This is a genomic window from Cellulomonas gilvus ATCC 13127, assembly GCF_000218545.1.
GTDB classification, from domain to species: Bacteria; Actinomycetota; Actinomycetes; order Actinomycetales; family Cellulomonadaceae; genus Cellulomonas; species Cellulomonas gilvus.
In genome coordinates this window covers 190,218-209,039 of record NC_015671.1, presented here as the reverse complement: position 1 = coordinate 209,039, position 18,822 = coordinate 190,218, and the positions used below count along the sequence as shown (strand labels likewise).

Here is an 18,822-nt window from a genome sequence, read left to right as displayed (position 1 = left end):
CACGGCCGTCAGGCCGGTGCGGGACCCGTCGAGGACCGCACGACGAGGCGCACCGGAGGGGTCACGCGCACCGGCACGGGCTCGCCCGCGATCACGCGCAGCACCAGGCGGGCGGCCTCCCGACCCTGCGCGAGCACGTCCTGCGCGACCGACGTGAGCCCCACGACCTCACCCAGCTCGTGACCGTCGACGCCGATCACCGAGAGGTCCTGCGGGATCCGCAGGCCCCTCTCCCGCGCCGCGACGACGACGCCCATGGCCATCTCGTCGGACGACGCGAACACCGCCGTGACGTCCGGGTGCCGGTCCAGCAGCTCATGCGTCGCGGCACGCCCGCCCGGCATGTCGAAGTTGCCGTTGACCTGCAGGTCCGTGCGCAGCCCGGCCTCCGTCATCGCCTCGCGCCAGCCGTGCGTCCGCAGCACCGCGGCCGACCACGGGCTCACGTCGTCCGGGTGCCCGCTCACGTACGCGATGCGCCGGTGCCCGAGCTCGAGCAGGTGGCGCACGGCCAGGTGCGCCACCGCGACCTCGTCGATCCGCACCGTGCAGCGGTCCGTGGGCCCCGCGCCGACGAACACGAGCGGCCGGCCGAGCGCGTCCAGGTCCGCGACCTCGGCGTCCTCGAGCGGGAGCCCCACCACCAGGACCCCGTCCACGCGGCCGCGCAGCACGTGCGTCTCCACGCGACGACGCGGTCCCAGCTCGAACACGTCGAACGTGTAGAGCAACGCGTCGTGGTCCTGCTCGCGCAGCGCGCGTTCGGCGCCCTCGATCACGTTGGCGAAGAACCAGTGGCTGACCCACGGCGAGAGCAGCCCGATCGTGCGGGTCCGCCCCGTGGCCAACGAGCGCGCCGACGGCGTGGCGACGTATCCGAGCTCGGCCGCGACCGCCCGGACGCGCTCACGCGTCGCATCGGTGACGTGCGGCAGCCCGCGCAGCGCGCGGGACACCGTCGCGGTGGACACGCCTGCCGCGCGGGCGACGTCCTCGATGCCGTGCCCCATCGGGCGATCCTCCCACGCCCCCACCCACCCCCGCCGAACTGGTAGTTGGAGGCCAGTTCGGCGGGGCGAACTGGTGGTTGGACGCCAGTTCGGCGGGGTGAACCGGTGTCCGACGACCAGGTGGGCGGGTCAGGGGAGGAGGGAGCGGAGCGTGGCCAGGGCGCCGTCGTCGTCGATCGTGCCCGTGACCTCGTCGGCCGCGGCGCGCACGTCGTCGCGCGCGTGGCCCATGGCGACCCCGCGCGCGGCCCACTGGAGCATCTGCAGGTCGTTCCCGCCGTCGCCGACCGCGGCCGTCGCGAACGGCTCCACGCCCAGCCTGCGCCGCACGGCCTCGAGCGCGCTCGCCTTGGAGACCCCGCCCGGGGTCAGGTCGAGCCACGCGGTCCAGCCGACCGCGTACTCCACCTCGTGCAGGCCCACGCGCTCGACGATCGCGTGGAACTCCTCGGGGCTCGCGCCGGGTGCGCGGATGACCACGCGCGTCGCGGGCGTCGCCGCGAGCTCGTCGAACCCGACGACCTCCATCTCCCCGCTCAGCTCGCCCGCGGGGAACGGCGACGAGACGCGGAAGCCGACGCCGAGGTCCTCGACCGCGTACAGCGCGTCCGGCAGCTCGAGCGCGATCGCGCGCAGCGCGGGACCGGGGTCGAACGTGACGACGTCGGTGATCTCGAAGCCCGCGGCCTCGTCGGCGTCCAGGCGTGCGGTGACCGCCCCGTTGGAGCACACCACCCAGCCCTCGGTCAGGCCCAGGTCGAGCGCGACGGGCACGGCCGAGTGCGCGCCGCGGCCGGTCGCGAGCACCACGTGCACACCCGCGGCGACCAGGTCCAGCACCGCCCGGCGCACACCGTCGGAGATGACGCCGTCGTAGGACATGAGGGTCCCGTCGACGTCGAGGGCCACCAGGCGTGTGCGGCTCATCGGGGTTCCAGCACCTCGAGCCCGCCCAGGTAGGGCCGCAGCCCCACCGGGACGTGCACCGACCCGTCCGCCTGCTGGTGGTTCTCGAGCAGCGCGACGATCCACCGCGTCGTGGCCAGCGTCCCGTTGAGCGTCGCGACCGCGCGGACCTGGCCGTCGGCCGTCCGCTCGCGCACGCCCAGGCGCCGGGCCTGGAACGTCGTGCAGTTGGAGGTCGACGTCAGCTCCAGGTAGCGCTGCTGGCTGGGCAGCCACGCCTCGCAGTCGAACTTGCGCGCCGCGCTCGAGCCCAGGTCGCCCGCCGCGGTGTCGATCACGCGGTAGGGCAGCTCGGCGAGGTCGAGCATCTCCTTCTCCCAGCCCAGGATGCGCCGGTGCTCGTCCTGCGCGTCCTCGACGCGCGTGTAGCTGAACGCCTCGACCTTGTGGAACTGGTGCACGCGGATGATGCCGCGCGTGTCCTTGCCGTACGAGCCCGCCTCGCGCCGGTAGCACGCGCTCCACCCGGCGTACCGCAGCGGGCCGTCCGACAGGTCGACGATCTCGCCCGAGTGGTAGCCCGCGAGCGCGACCTCGCTGGTGCCGACCAGGTACAGGTCGTCGGCCTCGAGCCGGTAGATCTCGTCGGCGTGCGCACCCAGGAACCCGGTGCCCGCCATGATCTCCGGCTTGACCAGCGTGGGCGTGATGACCGGCGTGAAGCCCAGGCCCACGGCCTTGTCCACGGCCGCGTTGAGCAGCGCGAGCTCGAGCCGCGCCCCGATGCCGGTCAGGAAGTAGAACCGCGCGCCCGAGACCTTGGCGCCGCGCTCGGTGTCGATCGCGCGCAGGCCCTCGCCGAGCTCCAGGTGGTCCTTGACCGTGAAGTCGGCGCCGTACTCCGCGGCGAAGTCGCGGGGCGTGCCCACGTGCTCGAGCACGACGAAGTCGTCCTCGCCGCCCGCCGGGACGCCGTCCTCGACCACGTTGCCGATGCGGCGCAGCAGCTCGTCGGCCTTGGCCTGCGCGGCGTCCGCGTCCGCCTGGAGCGCCTTGACGCGGTCGGCCACGTGCTTGGCGTGCGCGAGCAGCGCCTGCTTCTCCTCCCCCTGCGCCTGCGCGACCTTCTTGCCGTGCGCCTTCTGCTCGGCGCGCAGCTGCTCGAACTCCGTGAGCGCGGACCGCCGGCGGGCGTCCGCGTCCAGCACCTCGTCCACGAGGGCGGGGTCGTCACCACGGGTCACCTGGCTGGCGCGGACCACGTCGGGGTCGTCGCGCAGGAGCTTGAGATCGATCACCCTCGCAGGCTACCGACCGCGCCCACCGCTTTCCCCCCGCGACCCGGCCGTCCGGCCGTCCGGACAAACACCGGGTGGCTGTGGGGGCTGGTCGGTAGGTTGCGCGTGTGGGGTGGCACGAGTGGGCGGCCGTGGCCGTCGGGCTGGCGGTCGTCGTCGGCCTCCTGGTCGCGCTCGTGACCTGGGCGCGACGGCGCGACCTGCTCGCGCACCTCAACTCCTCCCCCGCGACGGGCACCCGGGCACGCGCGCTCGGACGCGACGCGCGTGAGCGCGGCCAGCTGATCGCGTTCGTCGCCAACCCCTCCAAGCCGGACGTGCCCGCGCTGCGGGACGCGGTCGAGCGCGCCACCGCGGACCAGGGTCTGCCCGCACCGCTGTGGCTCGAGACCACGGTCGAGGACCCGGGCCGCGGCCAGGCCCGCGCCGCACTCGCGCAGGGTGCGGACCTGGTGGTGGCGATCGGCGGCGACGGGACCGTGCGCGCGGTCGCGGAGGTGCTCACGGGCACGCACGTCGCGATGGCGATCGTTCCGCTCGGCACGGGCAACCTGCTGGCCCGCAACCTCGACCTGCCGATCGGCGACCCGTTCGCCGCGCTCGAGGTCGCGGTGCGCGGCGCGGACCGCGCGATCGACGTGGGCTGGCTGCGCGTGCTGCGCTACGACGACGAGGAGGGCCCGCGCGAGCCCCGGCGGCCCACGGCGCGCCGCGCACCGGACGCGGCCCCCGCGGCGCCCCGGCCGCGCGACGAGCGCGACCACCTGTTCCTGGTGATCGCGGGCCTCGGGTTCGACGCCGCGATGGTGGCCGACGCGGACGACGGGCTCAAGGCACGCATGGGCTGGGTCGCGTACTTCGTGGCCGGGATCCGCCACCTGCACGGTCGGCGCAACCGCGTGCACGTGCGCATCGACGACCAGCCGACCACGTCCACCCGGCTGCGCAGCCTCCTGATCGGCAACTGCGGGAGGCTGCCCGGCGGCCTGACGCTGCTGCCCGACGCGGTGGTCGACGACGGGTGGCTCGACGTCGCCGCGATCGACACGCGCGCCGGCATCGCGGGCTGGGCGCAGCTGTTCGGCGAGGTGGTGCTGCAGGGCGTCGGGGTCAAGAACGGCCGCGCGCGGGGCATCGGGCGCATCGACCACACGCGTGCGCGCGACGTGCGCGTGGTGGTGCCCGCGGGCGAGTACGCGCAGGTGGACGGGGACATCGTCGGACGCGTGACCGAGGTGACCGCGCGCGTCGATCCGGGCGCGCTCGTCGTGCGCGTCGCGGCACCCGCCTGACGCCGGCAGGACCGGGCGGGGGCGTCCCGTACCGGGACGTGTGTCCCTGTGTGCGAAGCACCCGCCGACCTAGCCTCGAAGCAGCGTCCATCCACCACCCGACGGGAGCGCGCCAGCGATGCCGATCCCCGCGCACGTCTCCGCGGCCGAACCGGGCCGGCTGCTGCTCGCCGACGTCGTCTACGACCGGCTGCTCTCGGTGATCGTCGGCGGCCAGCTCGCCCCCGGCGAGGTCGTCCGCGAGGAGGAGGTCGCCGGCTGGCTCAGCGTGTCCCGGACCCCCGTGCGCGACGCGATGCACCGGCTGGGCGAGCAGGGCCTGCTGGTCTACCAGCCCAACCGCGGTTCGCACGTCACGCCCCTGGACCGCGAGGACCTCGAGCACGTGGTGCAGGTGGTCGCCGCGCTCTACGCGCTGGCCGCGACGCGCGCCACGGACCGCCTGGGCTCGGTCGACCACGCGATGCTGGCGGCGCACCTCGAGGCCTCGGTCAAGGCGCACGAGTCCGGCGACGCCGCGCAGCGGGCCGCCGAGACGGACGCCGCTCTCGACGTGCTGCACGAGCGCAGCGGCAACCCCGTCCTGACGCGCACGCTGCTGTCGCTGCGGCCGCACCTCACGCGGCTGGTCGCGCTCGTCCCGGGCGTGCCCGACGTCGCGACGACGCAACGCCTGGGCGAGGCGGTCGTCGTCGCGCTCGCGGCGGGCGATGCGGCACGTGCCGGCGACGCGGCACGCGCGTACGTGCTGGGCCTCGGCGACGCGCTGGTCGCGGCCGCCGTGGAGCGCGGCATCGCGTCCTGACCGCTCAGGTGGTGCGGCCGGCCCGCACGTCGGCGACCCACGCGCGCGCGGCGACGAAGTCGGTGTCCGCGGTGCCGACGTGCACCGTGGGCTCGAGCGCGTCCGCACGCGGGTAGGAGCCCAGGAACCGGACCAGCGGGCAGCGCCGGTGCAGGCCCATGAGCGCCTCGGCGACGCGCTCGTCGGCGACGTGCCCCTCCGCGTCGATCGAGAACGAGTACCGGCCGAGCGCGTCCCCGATGGGGCGCGACTCGATCCGGGAGAGGTTCACGCCGCGCGCCGCGAACTGCTCGAGCATCTCCAGCAGCGCACCGGCCTCGTTGTCGGGCAGGTGGACGACGAGCGTCGTCTTGTCCGCGCCGGTGGGTGCGGGCACGTCCCCGGGGTGACCGACGACGACGAACCGCGTGACCGCCGAGGGGTTGTCCGCGACGTCCCGGGCCAGCGCGTGCAGGCCGTACGTCTCGACCGCGGGCGGCGGGACCAGCGCGGCGTCGAAGCCGAGCTCTGCGCTGCGCTCGCCGGCCTGCGCGATGAGCGCGGCGGGTGCGGTGTTCGACGTCGCGGGCACGTGCACCACGCCGGGCAGGTGGTGGGCCAGCCAGCGACGGCACTGCACCCACGCGTGCGGGTGCGCCGAGATCCGGCGGACGTCCGCGAGCGCGGTGCCGTGCGGGGCCGCGAGCGCGAACTGCACCGGGACGAGCACCTCCCGCACCACGACGAGCGGCGTGCCGGTCGCGAGCGCGTCCAGCGTCGCGGTCACGCCGCCCTCGACCGTGCTCTCGATCGCGACCACCGCGAAGTCCGCCGCACCCTCCCGCACGGCGTCGATCGCGGACGCGACGTCGACCTGCGGGAGGTACTCGGCGTCCTGCGGGGAGGCGACCTGGCGCAGCGCGGCCTCGGTGAACGTGCCGGCGGGGCCGAGGTAGGCGTAGCGCATGGACCGTCCTTCTACGGGGCGTGCGTGGCGTCGGGCGACGTGCTCGCAGGGTAGTCGTCACGCCCCGCCGTGAGGTCGGGCCCGGTGGGCGTCGCGGCACGCAGGCCGATCATGCCGAACAGCGGAAGTGCCGTGACGAGCATGACCGTGGCGATGCGCACGCCGTAGTCGTTGACGAGCCCGCCGGCCACGCCCGCGATGAGCAGCGCGACCACCACCGGCCGGGCCAGGGGCCAGGCGCGCTCGACCGTCGGCCAGCCCGGCACCCGCACGCGTGCGACCGGCCACAGGGCGAGCGCCACGAGCACGAGGACCGCGAGCGTGAGGACCGGCAGCCATCCCGTGGTGACGGTCGCGGTGGCGTACCCGAGCTTGCGCGCGACGGTCTCCCACGCGGATCCGTCAGCGATGCGTTGCACGAACACGCCCAGGTGCGTACGGTCCGCGGCGGGTCGCAGCCAGTCGAGCACGGCGATCCCACCGACGAGCAGCACGCCCGCCGCGCCCGCGACGAGCAGCCGCAGCCATGTGACGCGCACGCCCGCGACGCCCAGGACGACGACGAGGCTCGCGGGCACCAGGACCAGCCCGCCCCCGACGTCCGCCCCGAGCCCGGGCCACAGGTCGACGACGAGCGCGATGCCGCACACCGCGGCCGCGGCGCACGTGCCGAGCAGCCGCCGGCCGCGCCGCACGAGGGCACCCCCGAGCACGGCCGCGGTCACGAGCGCCGCGACCACGTACACCGAGTACGTGGGGTTGCCGAAGCCGTAGAAGCGACCGCCGAGCGTCACGGCGGGTCCCTGCGGCGAGCCGCGGTGCAGCGGCGTGCCCAGCAGCGCGTCCAGGGTCAGCACGCCGAACGTCAGGGCGGCGAGCACGCCCGGGCCCGCGAGCACGGGGCGCCGCGGCAGCAGCGCGACGCATGCGGCGATCACCGCGGCCCAGCCGCCCAGCGCGACCCACAGCGCGGTGTCGGGATCGGCCGCGCGCCACCACGCGGTCGTGGTGATGAGGAACGACGCGACCGGCAGCGTCGCGAGCACCAGCAGCACCACGTCGGCCGCACGGCGCAGGCGTTCGGCGAGCGCCGGCCGTGCGCGCACCAGGCGCGGCCCGAGCAGCGCCGCGAGCGCGAGCACCAGCAGCGCCAGCAGGAGCGGCGGCGTGGTGACGGGCGTCGACGTCCCGCGCAGCGCCTGGTCGCGTGCGGTGAGGTCCTCGAGCTGCTGCACGGTCGTCGCGACCTCCGACGGCCGCTCGGCGCCGATCTGAGCGGGTGATCCCGCGAAGTCGTCGCCGGCCACCGCACCCGCGTGCGTGAGCAGCGTGAGCGGCAGGTCCAGCAGGCGGATCACGCCGACCCAGCGCGTGGCGGGCGTCGTGAGGAAGCCCGACCGGGTCGCGGTGTCGCCGATGCCGACGCCCAGCACGGGGCGGCCCCGGCCCGCGATGCCCGTGTCCACGACCAGGACGGTCGCGTCCGCCGGGGCCGCGCGCAGCACGCGGGCCACGTTCGCGTCCACGGCGCGCAGCGCGTCGAGCCCGGCCTGGTCACCCGCCACGTCCTTGGCGAGCGCGGGCGGCGTCGCGGAACCCGCGTCCACGACCGTCGTCGGGCAGGAGAACGCGTCCGGGGCGTCGGCCACCATGTCGGCGAACGTGCGGTAGCGCGGGACCGTGCCGTCCGGCAGCGCGAGCGCGAGCGCGGCGCGCGGACCCACCGCGGTGCTGCACCCCCCGCTCGCGGCCAGGCCCTCACCCAGCGCGCCCAGGCGCGGGCGGAACTCCGACGCGGACTGCAGCGCCACCAGGTCGGCCCAGCCGGGCACGGTCGCGCCGCCGTCGGCGGTGGTCTGTACCCACCACGACGCGCAGCGCCACGCACCGTCCTGCGCGGACCCGGCGAGCGCCGCACGGCCCGACGAGAGCGCGAGCCAGCCGCCGGACGAGCACCACGCGCTGCGGCCGGTCGCGCCGGGCGTGACGCCGCCGGCCGGTGCGCCGTCCCGCAGCAGACCCCACAGCGTGGGCGTCGCGGTCCGGTCCACCTTCGACCAGTCCACGCCCGACGTCCCGACGACCACGACGGGTGCGTCCTGCGGCACCGCGGGCGTGCCCCGGCCCGCGGTGACCGCACCCGGCACCGCGGCCGAGAGCGGGACGACGACGGTGACCAGCAGCAGGGCCGCGAGCAGGCCGCCACCGGTCGTCGCGACGACCGCGGGCATGTGCCGCAGCGGGGACCGCACGGGTGCGGGGTCGTCGGGCAGCGCGGCCCAGCGGTCCGCGGTGAGCGAGGCCAGCAGCACGGCTCCGGCCACGCCCAGCACCGCGGTGGCGACCACGACGCCCGAGTCGTTGAGCAGCGAACCCACCAGTGCGGCCACGGCCACGGCCTGCAGCAGCCGGTCGAGGCCGGGCCACGCCGCCGTCACGCGCCGCAGCACCGCGGGCCGCCACCGCTGCGGGCCGACGAGCAGCACGCACACCGCGAGGCACACCACGGCGGCGGTCGCGCCGAGCGGCTGCGCGACGGTGGCCCACGCACCCGCGGCCTTGCCGAGCACCACCGCGAACGCCTCGCCGTCGAGCACACGCTGCACGAACAGGCCCAGGTGGCTGCTGCGCCCCGGCCGCGCCCAGTCGACCACCGAGACGACCGCGACGACGAGCACCGCGACGCCGCCGAACAGCACGGCCCGCCGCGCGTTGACGGGGCCCCCGACCGCGCCGAGCAGCAGCACGGCGAACGCGGGGACGAGCGCCAGGACGCCGCCGAAGTCGGCGCCGAACGCGGGCCACCCGTCGACCACGACCGTGACCACGCCGACCACGACGACGGCCGCGAGCGCGAGCCCGCGTCGTCCGGCCGCACGGGCCAGCGCCGCGACGCCGGCCGCGAGCACCAGGCTCGCGGCCGCGTACACGCCGAACGTGGTGTTGCCGAAGCCGTAGTAGCGCGCGCCGAGCGTGGGGGTGACGCCGAGGATCGAGCCCTGCTGCAGCACGGTGCCGGTCAGCCCGTCGACGGTGACGACCAGCCACGTCAGGGCCGCGGTCGGGATCGCGAGGCGCCACGGACCCGCGGGCATCCGACGCGACAGGCCCCACGCCGCGAGCGCCACGGCGGTCGTCGCGACCGCCCACCACGCCGCGGCCGCGAACATGGGTGCGGGTGCGCCCCACCACCGCGACAGCGCGGCGAGCTGGGCGCCGACGGGCGTGCACGCCCCGACCAGGAGCACCGCGACCGTCACCCGCCGCAGCGCGGGCGGCGGGCGCGCGTGCCGGCGCCTCAGCACCAGGAGCGCGACGAGCACGAGCCCGACGACGACGCCGACGACCGCGAGCAGCAGCGGCAGCAGGTGCGGCGTGATCGTGGTCATCTCGGTCAGGTACCGGCGGTTCTCGACGGTCCGATCGGTGCTCATGCGCCGCTCCGGGCCGACCTCGAGCGGCGCGCCGTCCAGGTCGGCGGACGGCCCGCCGACCGCGGCGACCAGCGTGGCCGACAGGTCCGTGAGCGTGACGATCCCGGTGCGCCGCGTCGAGGACGACGTGAGCCACCCGATCGTGCCGCCGCCCGCACGCCAGGACGCGATGGCCTGCAGCCCGCTCTCACCCGCGGGCCCGTCAGAGATCCCCGCGACGACGACGTCCGTGCCGTCCTCGACCGCCGCCAGCACGCGCCGCAGCTCGTCGTCGAGCAGGCCGAGCGCGTCGCGGCGGTCCGTGCGGTCCGCGGGCAGGTCGCCCGCGTCGACCACGGTCACGGGGCATGCGCGCAGCTCGTCGTCGCCGACCGCGCCGAGCGTCGGCGCGTACCGCTCGACCTTGCCCCTGGCGTCCGCGAGCGCGATCGCGGCGCCCGGGCCGATCGCGGTGGTGCACCGGCCGGTCTCCTCGAGGAGCGCGCCGACCGTCCCGGGCCGCCCGTAGCTGCCCGCGGGCTCGTCGTCCGACGGCACCGCGAGGTCGGACCAGCCGCGCACGGTCGCGGGCCCCACGGCATCGGTCGCGGCGGACACGCCCGGCAGCGGGCGGCAGTCGTCGAACGCGTCGTCGGACCCGTCGCCCGTCCCGCCGTCGGTGCCGTCGCCCGCGTCCGAGCCCGGCGTCGCGGCGTCGTCGGGATCCTGCTGCTCGCGCGTCGGGACGGGGGGCACGCGCCGCCCCGCGGACACCGTCTCCCACGCGCCCAGGCGGCACATCTGGGCCGAGGACGTGTGCACCGAGATCGACCCGACCGCGCCCTCGCCGACCATGCGCCACAGCGTGGGCGTGCCCACCCGGTCCACGTCCGACCAGTGCATGCCGCCGACGCCGATGACGACGACGTCGCGCAGCTCGCCCTCGTCGGCGTGCGCCGCCCCGGCCCCGGCCACCAGGCCCGTGCCCGCGACGAACGACGCGATCACGCCCGTCAGGCACGCCCGCAGGGCGCGACGGGCGCGCCCGGGACGGGTGGCGGGCGGCTGCAGGGGCATCCGTCCAGGGTAGGTGCTGGTCAGCGGTGCGTCGGCGGACGCGGAGGGCTCACCGTGCTCTTCACGGAACCCGCCGCGGCGCGCACACGCCGCGCACTCACCGCGAGCTGGACGTCGCGGTACTGCGCGGCGCGGTGCAGCTGACCGCGCAGGTCCGAGCCCGACGGGCGGTGCCGCAGCTCGCACGGCACCTCGACCACACGGAAGCCCTGGCGCAGCAGGTCGATCGTCATGCCGGTCTCGACGCCCCAGCCGCGGGCCAGCGGCGTGGCCGCCTCGAACGCCTCGCGCGTCAGGCAGCGCATGCCGGACAGCGGCTGCGTGGGGGTCCACCCCGTCATCGCCGCGATCGCACGACGCGCGGCACCCACGACGATGCCGCGGCCACCCGCACCCGGCTGCGGCGGGAGCAGGGCGATCGCCAGGTCGGTGTGGCCCTCGAGCACCGGCGGGACCAGCGGCGCGGTGTTGACCGCGGTCTCGGCCAGGTCGCCGTCGATGAACAGCAGGATGCGCGGCGCCCGGTCGGGCGCGTCACGCATCGCGACGACCGCGGCACCGGTCTCCATCGCGGCGGCCTTGCCGCGGTTGTGCGAGTGCCGCACCACGACCGCGCCCGCCTCACGCGCGACGTGCTGCGTGTTGTCCTCGGAGCCGTCGTCGACCACCAGCACCAGGTCCACGTGCGGGATCGCCTTGGCCGCCCGGACCGTCGCCGCGATGCGCCGGGCCTCGTCCTTGGCGGGGATGATCACCGCGACCCGCTGGCGCACGCGCGGCGTGGTGCCGCTGCGGGAGTGGCTCCTGCCGGGCTCGTCGCCGGAGGGCGTGCGCGGGTCGGGCTCCCCCTCCGTGGAGGGGTCGGACGAGGGGCGAGGGGTCACGGTCCCAGCCTATCGACGCCGCGCGCCCTCGCCCTGCCACCGCGCACAGCACGCGCGCGCGGTCCCCCATCCGGCGGCACGCGGGTCGGCGGGTCAGAACAGCGCGTCGTCGGGGCCGGCGGTGCCGCGCTCCAGGTCCAGCAGCGCACGTTTGGTGCCGACGCCCGCCGCGAAGCCCGTCAGCGTCCCGTCGGCGCCGACCATGCGGTGGCACGGCACGACGATCGCGACGCGGTTGGCGCCGTTGGCCGCGCCGACCGCACGGGACGTGGTCCGCGGGTCCAGGCCCAGGTCCGCCGCGAGCGCGCCGTACGTGGTCGTGGTGCCGTACGGGATCGCGCGCAGCCCCTGCCACACCCGGAGCTGGAACGCGGTGCCCGTCAGCCGCAGCGGCAGGTCGAACGCGCGCAGCCGCCCCGCGAAGTACGCCGTGAGCTGGTCGGCCGCGGCTGCGAGCACGGGTTCGTCCGCGGGCACCACGCGCTCGCCCAGGCCCACCGGCTCGACGGACGCCGCGGGCACGGACGGGGGCACCGGCGCGAGGCCGGCTGCGCGGAACGGCAGGCGCACGTGCGTGACGGCACCGTCGAGCGCCGCGACCACCACCTCACCGAGCGGCGTCGCGACGCACGTGTGCACGCGTCCCGTCGTGACCGCGTCCTGCGTCATGCCCGTCCCCTCCCCGCCGGCGTGCCCCCTCATGAGGCAGACGCGCGGGCGGCCGACGACGTGAGCCGCGACGTCAGCGCAGCGTGACCTGGCGGGCCACCAGGCCCGCGCGGGCGCGGCGCTCGTTCGCGTCGAGCGGCTCGGTGCTGGCCAGCGCGGCCTCGAACCGCGGCGCGAACTGCGCGATCGCGCCGTCCAGCTCGTCGGCCTCGGTGCCGCGCGCGAGCTCCCACACGGGCACGACGAGACCGCTCGAGCGGAAGTAGCCGATGAACTTGCCGCCGGCGAAGCCCGACTCGCGCCGGGCGTGCAGGCGGGCGAGGCCGTCCAGCACCACCTGCTCGTCGTGCGGCTGCGCCCATCGCAGGAACTCCTTGGCGCCCATGCGGCACCAGTACGCCGCCTCGACACCGGGGATCTTGACCGTGTCGATGATGCCCTCGTCGGCGTCCTGGATCGCGGCCTCGAGGTCGCTCGTGCGCTCGACGTCGGGGGCCAGCCAGTACGCGAACGAGTCGTGCACCGTGACCTCGAACGGGACGCTCAGGTCCAGCACGTCCTGCAGGCGCGGGCCCGCCTCGGGCAGGCCGATCACCTCGACCGCGGTGCCGGGCTCGACCTCGATCGCCTCGAGCAGCGCGGCGGCCAGGTCCCGGCTCGCGTCGCCCGAGTGCGTCGAGGTCTGCAGCGCCAGCAGGATCACGCCGTCCGCGCGGTGCAGCGCGGGCCAGGCCTGCGGCAGCACGGTGGTGATCAGGACGTCCTTGCTGCCGTGCTCCGCGGTGGTGCGCGCGGGCGCCGTCGCGGCGGGCACGACCTCCTTGAGCGCGACCCAGTCGGGCTCGCCCGGGAGCCCCTCGAACGGTCGCAGCACGAAGTCCACAGATCCCTTGGCCATAGCGCAGCACCCTACCGGCCCGGCTGCCCACGTCCGCAGCCCGGCGGCGACGCCACGGATGGGACTCCGGGACTGTGCGCGGGCGGGGTGACCGGGGGAAGATCGGCGCATGCACCAGCGCGCCGGAACCGTTGCCCTGCCCGAGGACCTCATCGACGTCGACGCGCTCGTCGGCGCGTACTACGACCGCATCCCCGACCCCACCCACCCGGACGAGCAGGTGGTGTTCGGCACCAGCGGCCACCGCGGCTCGTCGCTGCGCACCGCCTTCAACGAGGCGCACATCGTCGCGATCACGCAGGCGATCGTCGAGTACCGGCGGGCCCAGGGGACCGACGGGCCGCTGTTCATCGGGCGCGACACGCACGGGCTCTCCGAGCCGGCGCAGCGCACCGCGATCGAGGTGCTGGTGGCGAACGGCGTCGAGGTGCACGTCGACGCGCGGGACTCGTTCACGCCCACACCCGCCGTCTCGCTCGCGATCCTGCGGCACAACGGCGCGGGCACGGCCGCCGGCGTGCGCACGCACGGGCCCGGGCTGGCCGACGGGATCGTCGTGACCCCGTCGCACAACCCGCCCGCGGACGGCGGCTTCAAGTACAACCCCCCGCACGGCGGCCCCGCGGGCGGCGACGCGACGGGTCCGATCGCGGCGCGCGCCAACGAGCTGCTCGCGGGCGGCTGGCGCCAGGTGCCGCGCACCGCGTACGACGCGGCGATCGGCTCCGACCTGGTCAAGCGGCACGACTACCTGACGGCGTACGTCGACGACCTGGCCAACGTGATCGACTTCGACGCGATCCGCTCCGCGGGCGTCCGCATCGGCGCCGACCCGCTGGGCGGCGCGATGGCCGAGTACTGGGGCGTGATCGGGGAGCGGTACGGCCTGGACCTCACCGTGGTGAACCCGACCGTGGACCCGCGCTGGCCGTTCATGACGCTCGACTGGGACGGCAAGATCCGCATGGACTGCTCGTCGCCGTACGCCATGGCGTCGCTCGTGGCGCGCATGACCGCGGGCGACGGGCCCGCGCCGTACGACATCGCGACCGGCAACGACGCGGACTCCGACCGCCACGGCATCGTCACGCCCGATGGCGGCCTGCTGAACCCGAACCACTACCTGGCCGTGATGATCTCCTACCTGTACGGCGGCGCGCGCCCGGGCTGGTCGCCCGACGCCGCGATCGGCAAGACGCTGGTCTCCTCCTCGCTCGTGGACCGCGTCGGCGCACGGCTGGGCCGGCGCGTCGTCGAGGTCCCGGTCGGGTTCAAGTGGTTCGTCCCCGGCCTGATCGACGGCTCGGTCGGGTTCGGCGGGGAGGAGTCCGCGGGCGCGTCGTTCCTGCGCACCGACGGCACCGTGTGGACCACCGACAAGGACGGGCCGATCGCGTGCCTGCTGGCCTCGGAGATCCTGGCGACCACGGGCCGCTCGCCCTCGGAGCACCACCGGGCGCTCGTCGACGAGCTGGGCGAGTCCTGGTACGCGCGCATCGACGCCGCCGCCACGCGTGAGGAGAAGGCCCGGCTCGGCGCGCTCTCGCCCGCGCAGGTCACGGCCACCACGCTCGCCGGCGCACCCATCACGGCACGTCTCACGCAGGCCCCCGGCAACGGCGAGTCGATCGGCGGGCTCAAGGTCACCACCGACGACGCGTGGTTCGCCGCGCGCCCGTCGGGCACCGAGGACGTCTACAAGATCTACGCCGAGTCGTTCGTGTCCGCGGAGCACCTGGCCCAGGTGCAGGCCGAGGCGAAGGACGTGGTCTCGGCGGCGCTCGCGGGCTGATCCGCGGTTCGTCGTGCGCGCCCGTCGGCGGCGCGCACGACGACCGCCGCCCCCTCGGGCGTGCGGGTCGCCTCAGGTGCTCTCGCGCACGACGAGCGAGGCCGGCAGCGTCACGGCGGCCGGCGGGTGGCCGTCGACCACCTCGAGCAGCAGGCGGACCATCTCCGAGCTGATCCGCTCGAACGGCTGGCGCATCGTCGTGAGGTTCGGGTTGACCGTGACGGCCACGCCCGCGTCGTCGAAGCCGCCCACCGCCACGTCGTCGGGCACCGTGCGGCCCGAGTCCGCCAGCACCACCATGGCGCTCGCGGCCATCAGGTCGTTCGCGGCGAACACCGCGTCCAGGTCCGGCCGACGCTCGAGCAGCTCGGCCATGGCCCGGCCGCCGCTCGCGCGCGTGTAGTCGCCGTGCACCACGAGCGACTCGTCGTACGCGTCCCCGAGCTCCTGGCGATAGCCCTCGAGGCGCAGACGCCCGCCCGGTGTGTCCATGGGGCCGGTGATCATCGCGATGCGTGAGCGTCCGCGCTCCATCAGGTGCCGCGTCATGACCCGCGCGCCCCCCAGGTCGTCCGCGGCCACGCAGCCCACGCGCGACTCGAAGCCCAGCGGGATGCCGCACGCGATGGTCGGGATCTGCTGCGCCACGAGCTCGCGCAGCACGGGCGAGCCGGCGTGCGAGGAGATGAGCAGCACGCCGTCCACGTGGCCCGCGCCGACGTAGCCGAGCATCTGCTCCTGCTCGGCGGGCGTGCCCGCGACCATGAGCAGCAGCGGCATGCCGCGCGCGGCCAGCTCGTTGGCCGCGCAGCGCAGCAGGATGGAGAAGTTGGGGTCCTCGAACAGCAGGTGCTGGGGCTCCGTGAGCAGGAACGCGACCGAGTTGGACCGGCCGGTCACCAGGCTGCGCGCGTGCTGGTTGGCCTTGTAGCCGGTGGTGCGGATCGCCTCCTCGACGGCGGCGAGCGCCTCCGGGGAGACCCAGTGGCCGCCGTTGATGACGCGCGACACGGTGCCGCGTGACACCCCGGCTGCGGCCGCCACGTCGCGGATCGTCGGCCGCTTGCGCGGCGTTGCTCTCGGCTCCATCGCCTCGCACTCTAGGCGGTGTCCGGGAACGTTCACAGCCACCGGGCCGTGAGCGGCCCTGTGGTCACCCGTTCGAGGGATCCGCGCGGACCAGGTCCTGGTACTCGGGGTGCCGCCCCAGCCACGCCCTGACGTACGGGCACAGCGGCACGACGTCCCGGCCCGAGGCCCTCACCTGGTCCAACGCGCCACGGACCAGCTCACCCGCGACGCCCTGCCCCTCGTGCTCCGGGAACACCTCCGTATGCGTGAGCACGACTGTGCCCCGGTCCAGCGTGTACGCCGCGAACCCGAGCAGCTCCCCGTCCCGGCGCGCCTCGAACCGCTCCTCCTGCGTGACCTCCACCACGTCCACCATGCACCCCACCCTGCCACCGGTCGGTGCCCGGGGCCGGTGGCCGCGCGCACGGACGTCCGTGTCGGGACCGGATGACAGGATGTGCGGGTGCTGGGGCCTTACCGGGAAGTGCTGGCGCGGCCCGGGGCGCTCGCGTTCTCCGTCGCGGGAGTCGTCGCGCGGCTGCCGATCTCGATGGTGGGCATCGGGATCGTGCTCGCGGTGTCGTCGTTGTACGACTCCTACGCGATGGCGGGCCGGGTCTCGGCGGTGTTCGTCGTCGCATCCTCGCTGACCGCGCCGCTCATCGCGCGCCTGGTGGACCGGCACGGGCAGGCCCGCGTCATGCGCGTGGCGCTCGCGACGTGCGGGACCGGCCTCGTCGGGCTCATCGCCGCGCTGCTCGCGCACGCCCCCGAACCCGTGCTGTGGGCCGCGGCCGTCGTCGCGGGGATCAGCGGCCAGTTCGGCTCGCTGGTGCGTGCCCGCTGGTCCCACCTGCTGCAGGGCGACGCCAAGGCGCTGCACACCGCGTACTCGCTCGAGGCCGCGCTCGACGAGGTCGTCTTCATCGTCGGACCGGCCGCGGCCACCATCCTCGCCACCGGCGTGACCCCCACCGCGGGCCTCGTGGTGCCGCTCGTGGCCACCGTGGTCGGCGGCACCTGGTTCCTGTCGCAGCGCCGCACCGAGCCGCCACCCGTCCCGCACCACGGCTCCGGCGGCGGGTCGCTGGTCGCGGTGCCCGGGATGCTCGTGCTGGTCGTCGTGTTCCTGGCGATGGGCGCGATCTTCGGGGCGACCGACGTCGCGACCGTCGCGTTCGCCGAGGAGGCCGACCGCAAGTCCGCGGCGGGGCTCATCCTCGCGGTGTTCGCGGCCGGCTCCATGGTCTCCGGCCTCCTGTACGGCGCGCGTCACTGGGTGCGACCCCTGTGGATGCGGTTCGGCATCGGGATGGTCGCGCTCGCCGCGGGTGTGTCGCTGTTCGTCGTGGTGCAGTCGCTGTGGGCGCTCGCCGCCGTGATGTTCGTGACCGGGTTCGCGATCGCGCCCACGCTGATCAACGGCAACGGCCTGGTCCAGGAGCTGGTCCCGGCGCGGCGCCTCACGGAGGGGCTCACCTGGGTGGGGACGTCGCTGGGCGTCGGCGTGTCCATCGGTTCGTCGATCGCGGGTGCGCGCATCGACGCCGAGGGCTCGCACGGCGGCTTCGTCGTCGTCGTGGTCGCGGGCGCGTGCGCGGCCGTCGCGACGGTCGCGTCCCTGCGTACGCTGCGCGCCGCGCACCACGCGGGGCTCGCCGCCGCCAAGGACGCCGAGGCCGCACCCGGCGAGGTCGAGGACGCACGTCCCGGCCCGGAGGACGAGCCGCGGCCCTAGGCTGCGCGGGTGCCCGACGACGCCGCACCCGACCTCCCGCTCGACGCCCTGACCAGGCTGGTCGCTCCGCTGGGGACGCTGGCCGACGCGACCCGCCTCGAGGGCGGCCTGTTCGCGACGACGTACCGCGTCACGCTCGAGGACGGGACGCGCGTCGTCGTGAAGACCGCACCCGTGGCCACCGGCCGCCTCCTCACGCACGAGCACGACCTGCTGCGGACCGAGGCCGAGGTGTACGCGCTGGGCGCGGAGCACCCGGACCTCCTGCTCCCGCGGCTGCTGCACCAGGACTTCACGCGTGAGGTGGTCGGCGGGGACGTCGTGGTCGCGGCCCACCTGGACGGCGTGCCGTGGAAGGACGCCGGCTTCGGCCCCGCCGGCCTGGACCCACGCACGGCACGAGCGCACGGGGACCTCGCGGCGCTCATCGGCCGGTTCGCCGCGGTCACCGGAACCACGTTCGGCTACCCGCAGTCCCCCGCGCTGCAGGCGGACACGTGGCGCGGGGCGCTGACCGCGATGGTCGAGGCGCTCCTGTCCGACGCGCAGCGGTGGTCGGTCGACGTCCCGGCCGATCGCATCCGCACCGCGCTGGACCGCCACGGCGCCGCGCTCGACGAGGTCACCGAGCCCCGCCTCGTGCACTCCGACCTGTGGCCCGGCAACCTGTTCGTCGACCCCGTCACGGGCGCGCTCACGGGCGTGATCGACCCCGAGCGCGCGCTGTGGGGCGACCCGCTCGTCGACGTGGTGGGCGCCGACCCCATGTGGGACGGGCCCGGCCTGGACCTCGACGACTCGTTCGACCTCACCTCGCCGTCCGGTGCCGCGCGGCTACTGCTGGCCCGCATGTGGCTCGCGCTCGTGATGACGGTCGAGATCGCGCCCCGCGCCTACACCGGCGACTGGGTGGCGGAGTACGACTCCGCGAACCGAGGCAACCTGCTGCGCGCCCTCGACGAGCTCGGCGTCTAGGTGTTGTGGCTCATGAGGTTGGTGACGCGGCTGGGGGTGTGAGGGAGG

Annotated in this window: 15 protein-coding genes; 5 read left to right on the top strand and 10 right to left on the bottom strand. The window is 75.5% G+C overall.

Annotated features, from left to right (window positions below):
• Positions 1 to 8: 8 nt before the first annotated feature.
• The 3 genes from CELGI_RS00910 to serS form a co-directional block, all read right to left on the bottom strand.
• Positions 9 to 1,010 carry a LacI family DNA-binding transcriptional regulator gene (locus CELGI_RS00910; RefSeq protein ID WP_013882238.1) on the bottom strand — a complete coding sequence of 334 codons (1,002 nt, stop codon included), beginning with the start codon at positions 1,008 to 1,010 and terminating at the stop codon, positions 9 to 11.
• A 129-nt stretch (positions 1,011 to 1,139) separates the two neighbouring features.
• Entirely contained in the window at positions 1,140 to 1,937 is a 798-nt protein-coding gene (locus CELGI_RS00905) for an HAD family hydrolase (RefSeq protein ID WP_013882237.1), read from the bottom strand.
• Positions 1,934 to 3,214, bottom strand: a complete 1,281-nt coding sequence (serS, locus tag CELGI_RS00900; RefSeq protein WP_013882236.1) for a serine--tRNA ligase — start codon at positions 3,212 to 3,214, stop codon at positions 1,934 to 1,936. The genes CELGI_RS00905 and serS overlap by 4 nt, the downstream gene beginning before the upstream one ends.
• Positions 3,215 to 3,321: 107 nt before the next feature.
• Between serS and CELGI_RS00895 the strand changes: the two genes are divergently transcribed.
• Both CELGI_RS00895 and CELGI_RS16215 read left to right on the top strand, forming a co-directional pair.
• A complete protein-coding gene (locus CELGI_RS00895) occupies positions 3,322 to 4,506 on the top strand; it encodes a diacylglycerol/lipid kinase family protein (protein ID WP_013882235.1) in 1,185 nt (394 codons plus the stop codon).
• Between the two features lie 118 nt (positions 4,507 to 4,624).
• A complete protein-coding gene (locus CELGI_RS16215) occupies positions 4,625 to 5,311 on the top strand; it encodes a GntR family transcriptional regulator (protein ID WP_013882234.1) in 687 nt (228 codons plus the stop codon).
• A 4-nt stretch (positions 5,312 to 5,315) separates the two neighbouring features.
• Here the strand turns inward: CELGI_RS16215 and pheA are convergent, their stop codons facing one another.
• The 5 genes from pheA to CELGI_RS00865 all read right to left on the bottom strand — a co-directional run bounded on the left by pheA (position 5,316) and on the right by CELGI_RS00865 (position 13,198).
• On the bottom strand, positions 5,316 to 6,257 hold the full coding sequence (gene pheA, locus CELGI_RS00885; RefSeq protein WP_013882233.1) for a prephenate dehydratase: 942 nt from the start codon (positions 6,255 to 6,257) through the stop codon (positions 5,316 to 5,318).
• Positions 6,258 to 6,268: 11 nt separating this feature from the next.
• Positions 6,269 to 10,747, bottom strand: coding sequence for a hypothetical protein (locus CELGI_RS00880; RefSeq protein WP_013882232.1), 4,479 nt, complete (start codon positions 10,745 to 10,747; stop codon positions 6,269 to 6,271).
• 20 nt (positions 10,748 to 10,767) lie between these two features.
• Entirely contained in the window at positions 10,768 to 11,631 is an 864-nt protein-coding gene (locus tag CELGI_RS00875) for a glycosyltransferase family 2 protein (protein ID WP_013882231.1), read from the bottom strand.
• Between the two features lie 93 nt (positions 11,632 to 11,724).
• Positions 11,725 to 12,300, bottom strand: a complete 576-nt coding sequence (locus CELGI_RS00870) for a methylated-DNA--[protein]-cysteine S-methyltransferase (protein ID WP_013882230.1) — start codon at positions 12,298 to 12,300, stop codon at positions 11,725 to 11,727.
• Positions 12,301 to 12,373: 73 nt separating this feature from the next.
• Positions 12,374 to 13,198: a DUF5926 family protein gene (locus CELGI_RS00865; RefSeq protein WP_013882229.1), complete on the bottom strand. Its 825-nt coding sequence runs from the start codon at positions 13,196 to 13,198 to the stop codon at positions 12,374 to 12,376.
• A 109-nt stretch (positions 13,199 to 13,307) separates the two neighbouring features.
• On the opposite strand from CELGI_RS00865, the gene pgm reads away from it, so the two are divergent.
• Positions 13,308 to 14,990, top strand: coding sequence for a phosphoglucomutase (alpha-D-glucose-1,6-bisphosphate-dependent) (gene pgm, locus CELGI_RS00860; RefSeq protein WP_013882228.1), 1,683 nt, complete (start codon positions 13,308 to 13,310; stop codon positions 14,988 to 14,990).
• 72 nt (positions 14,991 to 15,062) lie between these two features.
• Here the strand turns inward: pgm and CELGI_RS00855 are convergent, their stop codons facing one another.
• Complete coding sequence (locus CELGI_RS00855; RefSeq protein ID WP_013882227.1) at positions 15,063 to 16,079, bottom strand: LacI family DNA-binding transcriptional regulator; 1,017 nt, start codon at positions 16,077 to 16,079, stop codon at positions 15,063 to 15,065.
• A gap of 64 nt (positions 16,080 to 16,143) precedes the next feature.
• Complete coding sequence (locus CELGI_RS00850) at positions 16,144 to 16,437, bottom strand: GNAT family N-acetyltransferase (protein ID WP_013882226.1); 294 nt, start codon at positions 16,435 to 16,437, stop codon at positions 16,144 to 16,146.
• A gap of 87 nt (positions 16,438 to 16,524) precedes the next feature.
• Here CELGI_RS00850 and CELGI_RS00845 point away from each other — a divergent pair, with 87 nt between their 5' ends.
• Positions 16,525 to 17,799: an MFS transporter gene (locus tag CELGI_RS00845; RefSeq protein WP_013882225.1), complete on the top strand. Its 1,275-nt coding sequence runs from the start codon at positions 16,525 to 16,527 to the stop codon at positions 17,797 to 17,799.
• A gap of 9 nt (positions 17,800 to 17,808) precedes the next feature.
• Positions 17,809 to 18,774 carry a phosphotransferase family protein gene (locus CELGI_RS00840; RefSeq protein WP_013882224.1) on the top strand — a complete coding sequence of 322 codons (966 nt, stop codon included), beginning with the start codon at positions 17,809 to 17,811 and terminating at the stop codon, positions 18,772 to 18,774.
• The last annotated feature ends 48 nt before the right edge of the window (positions 18,775 to 18,822 follow it).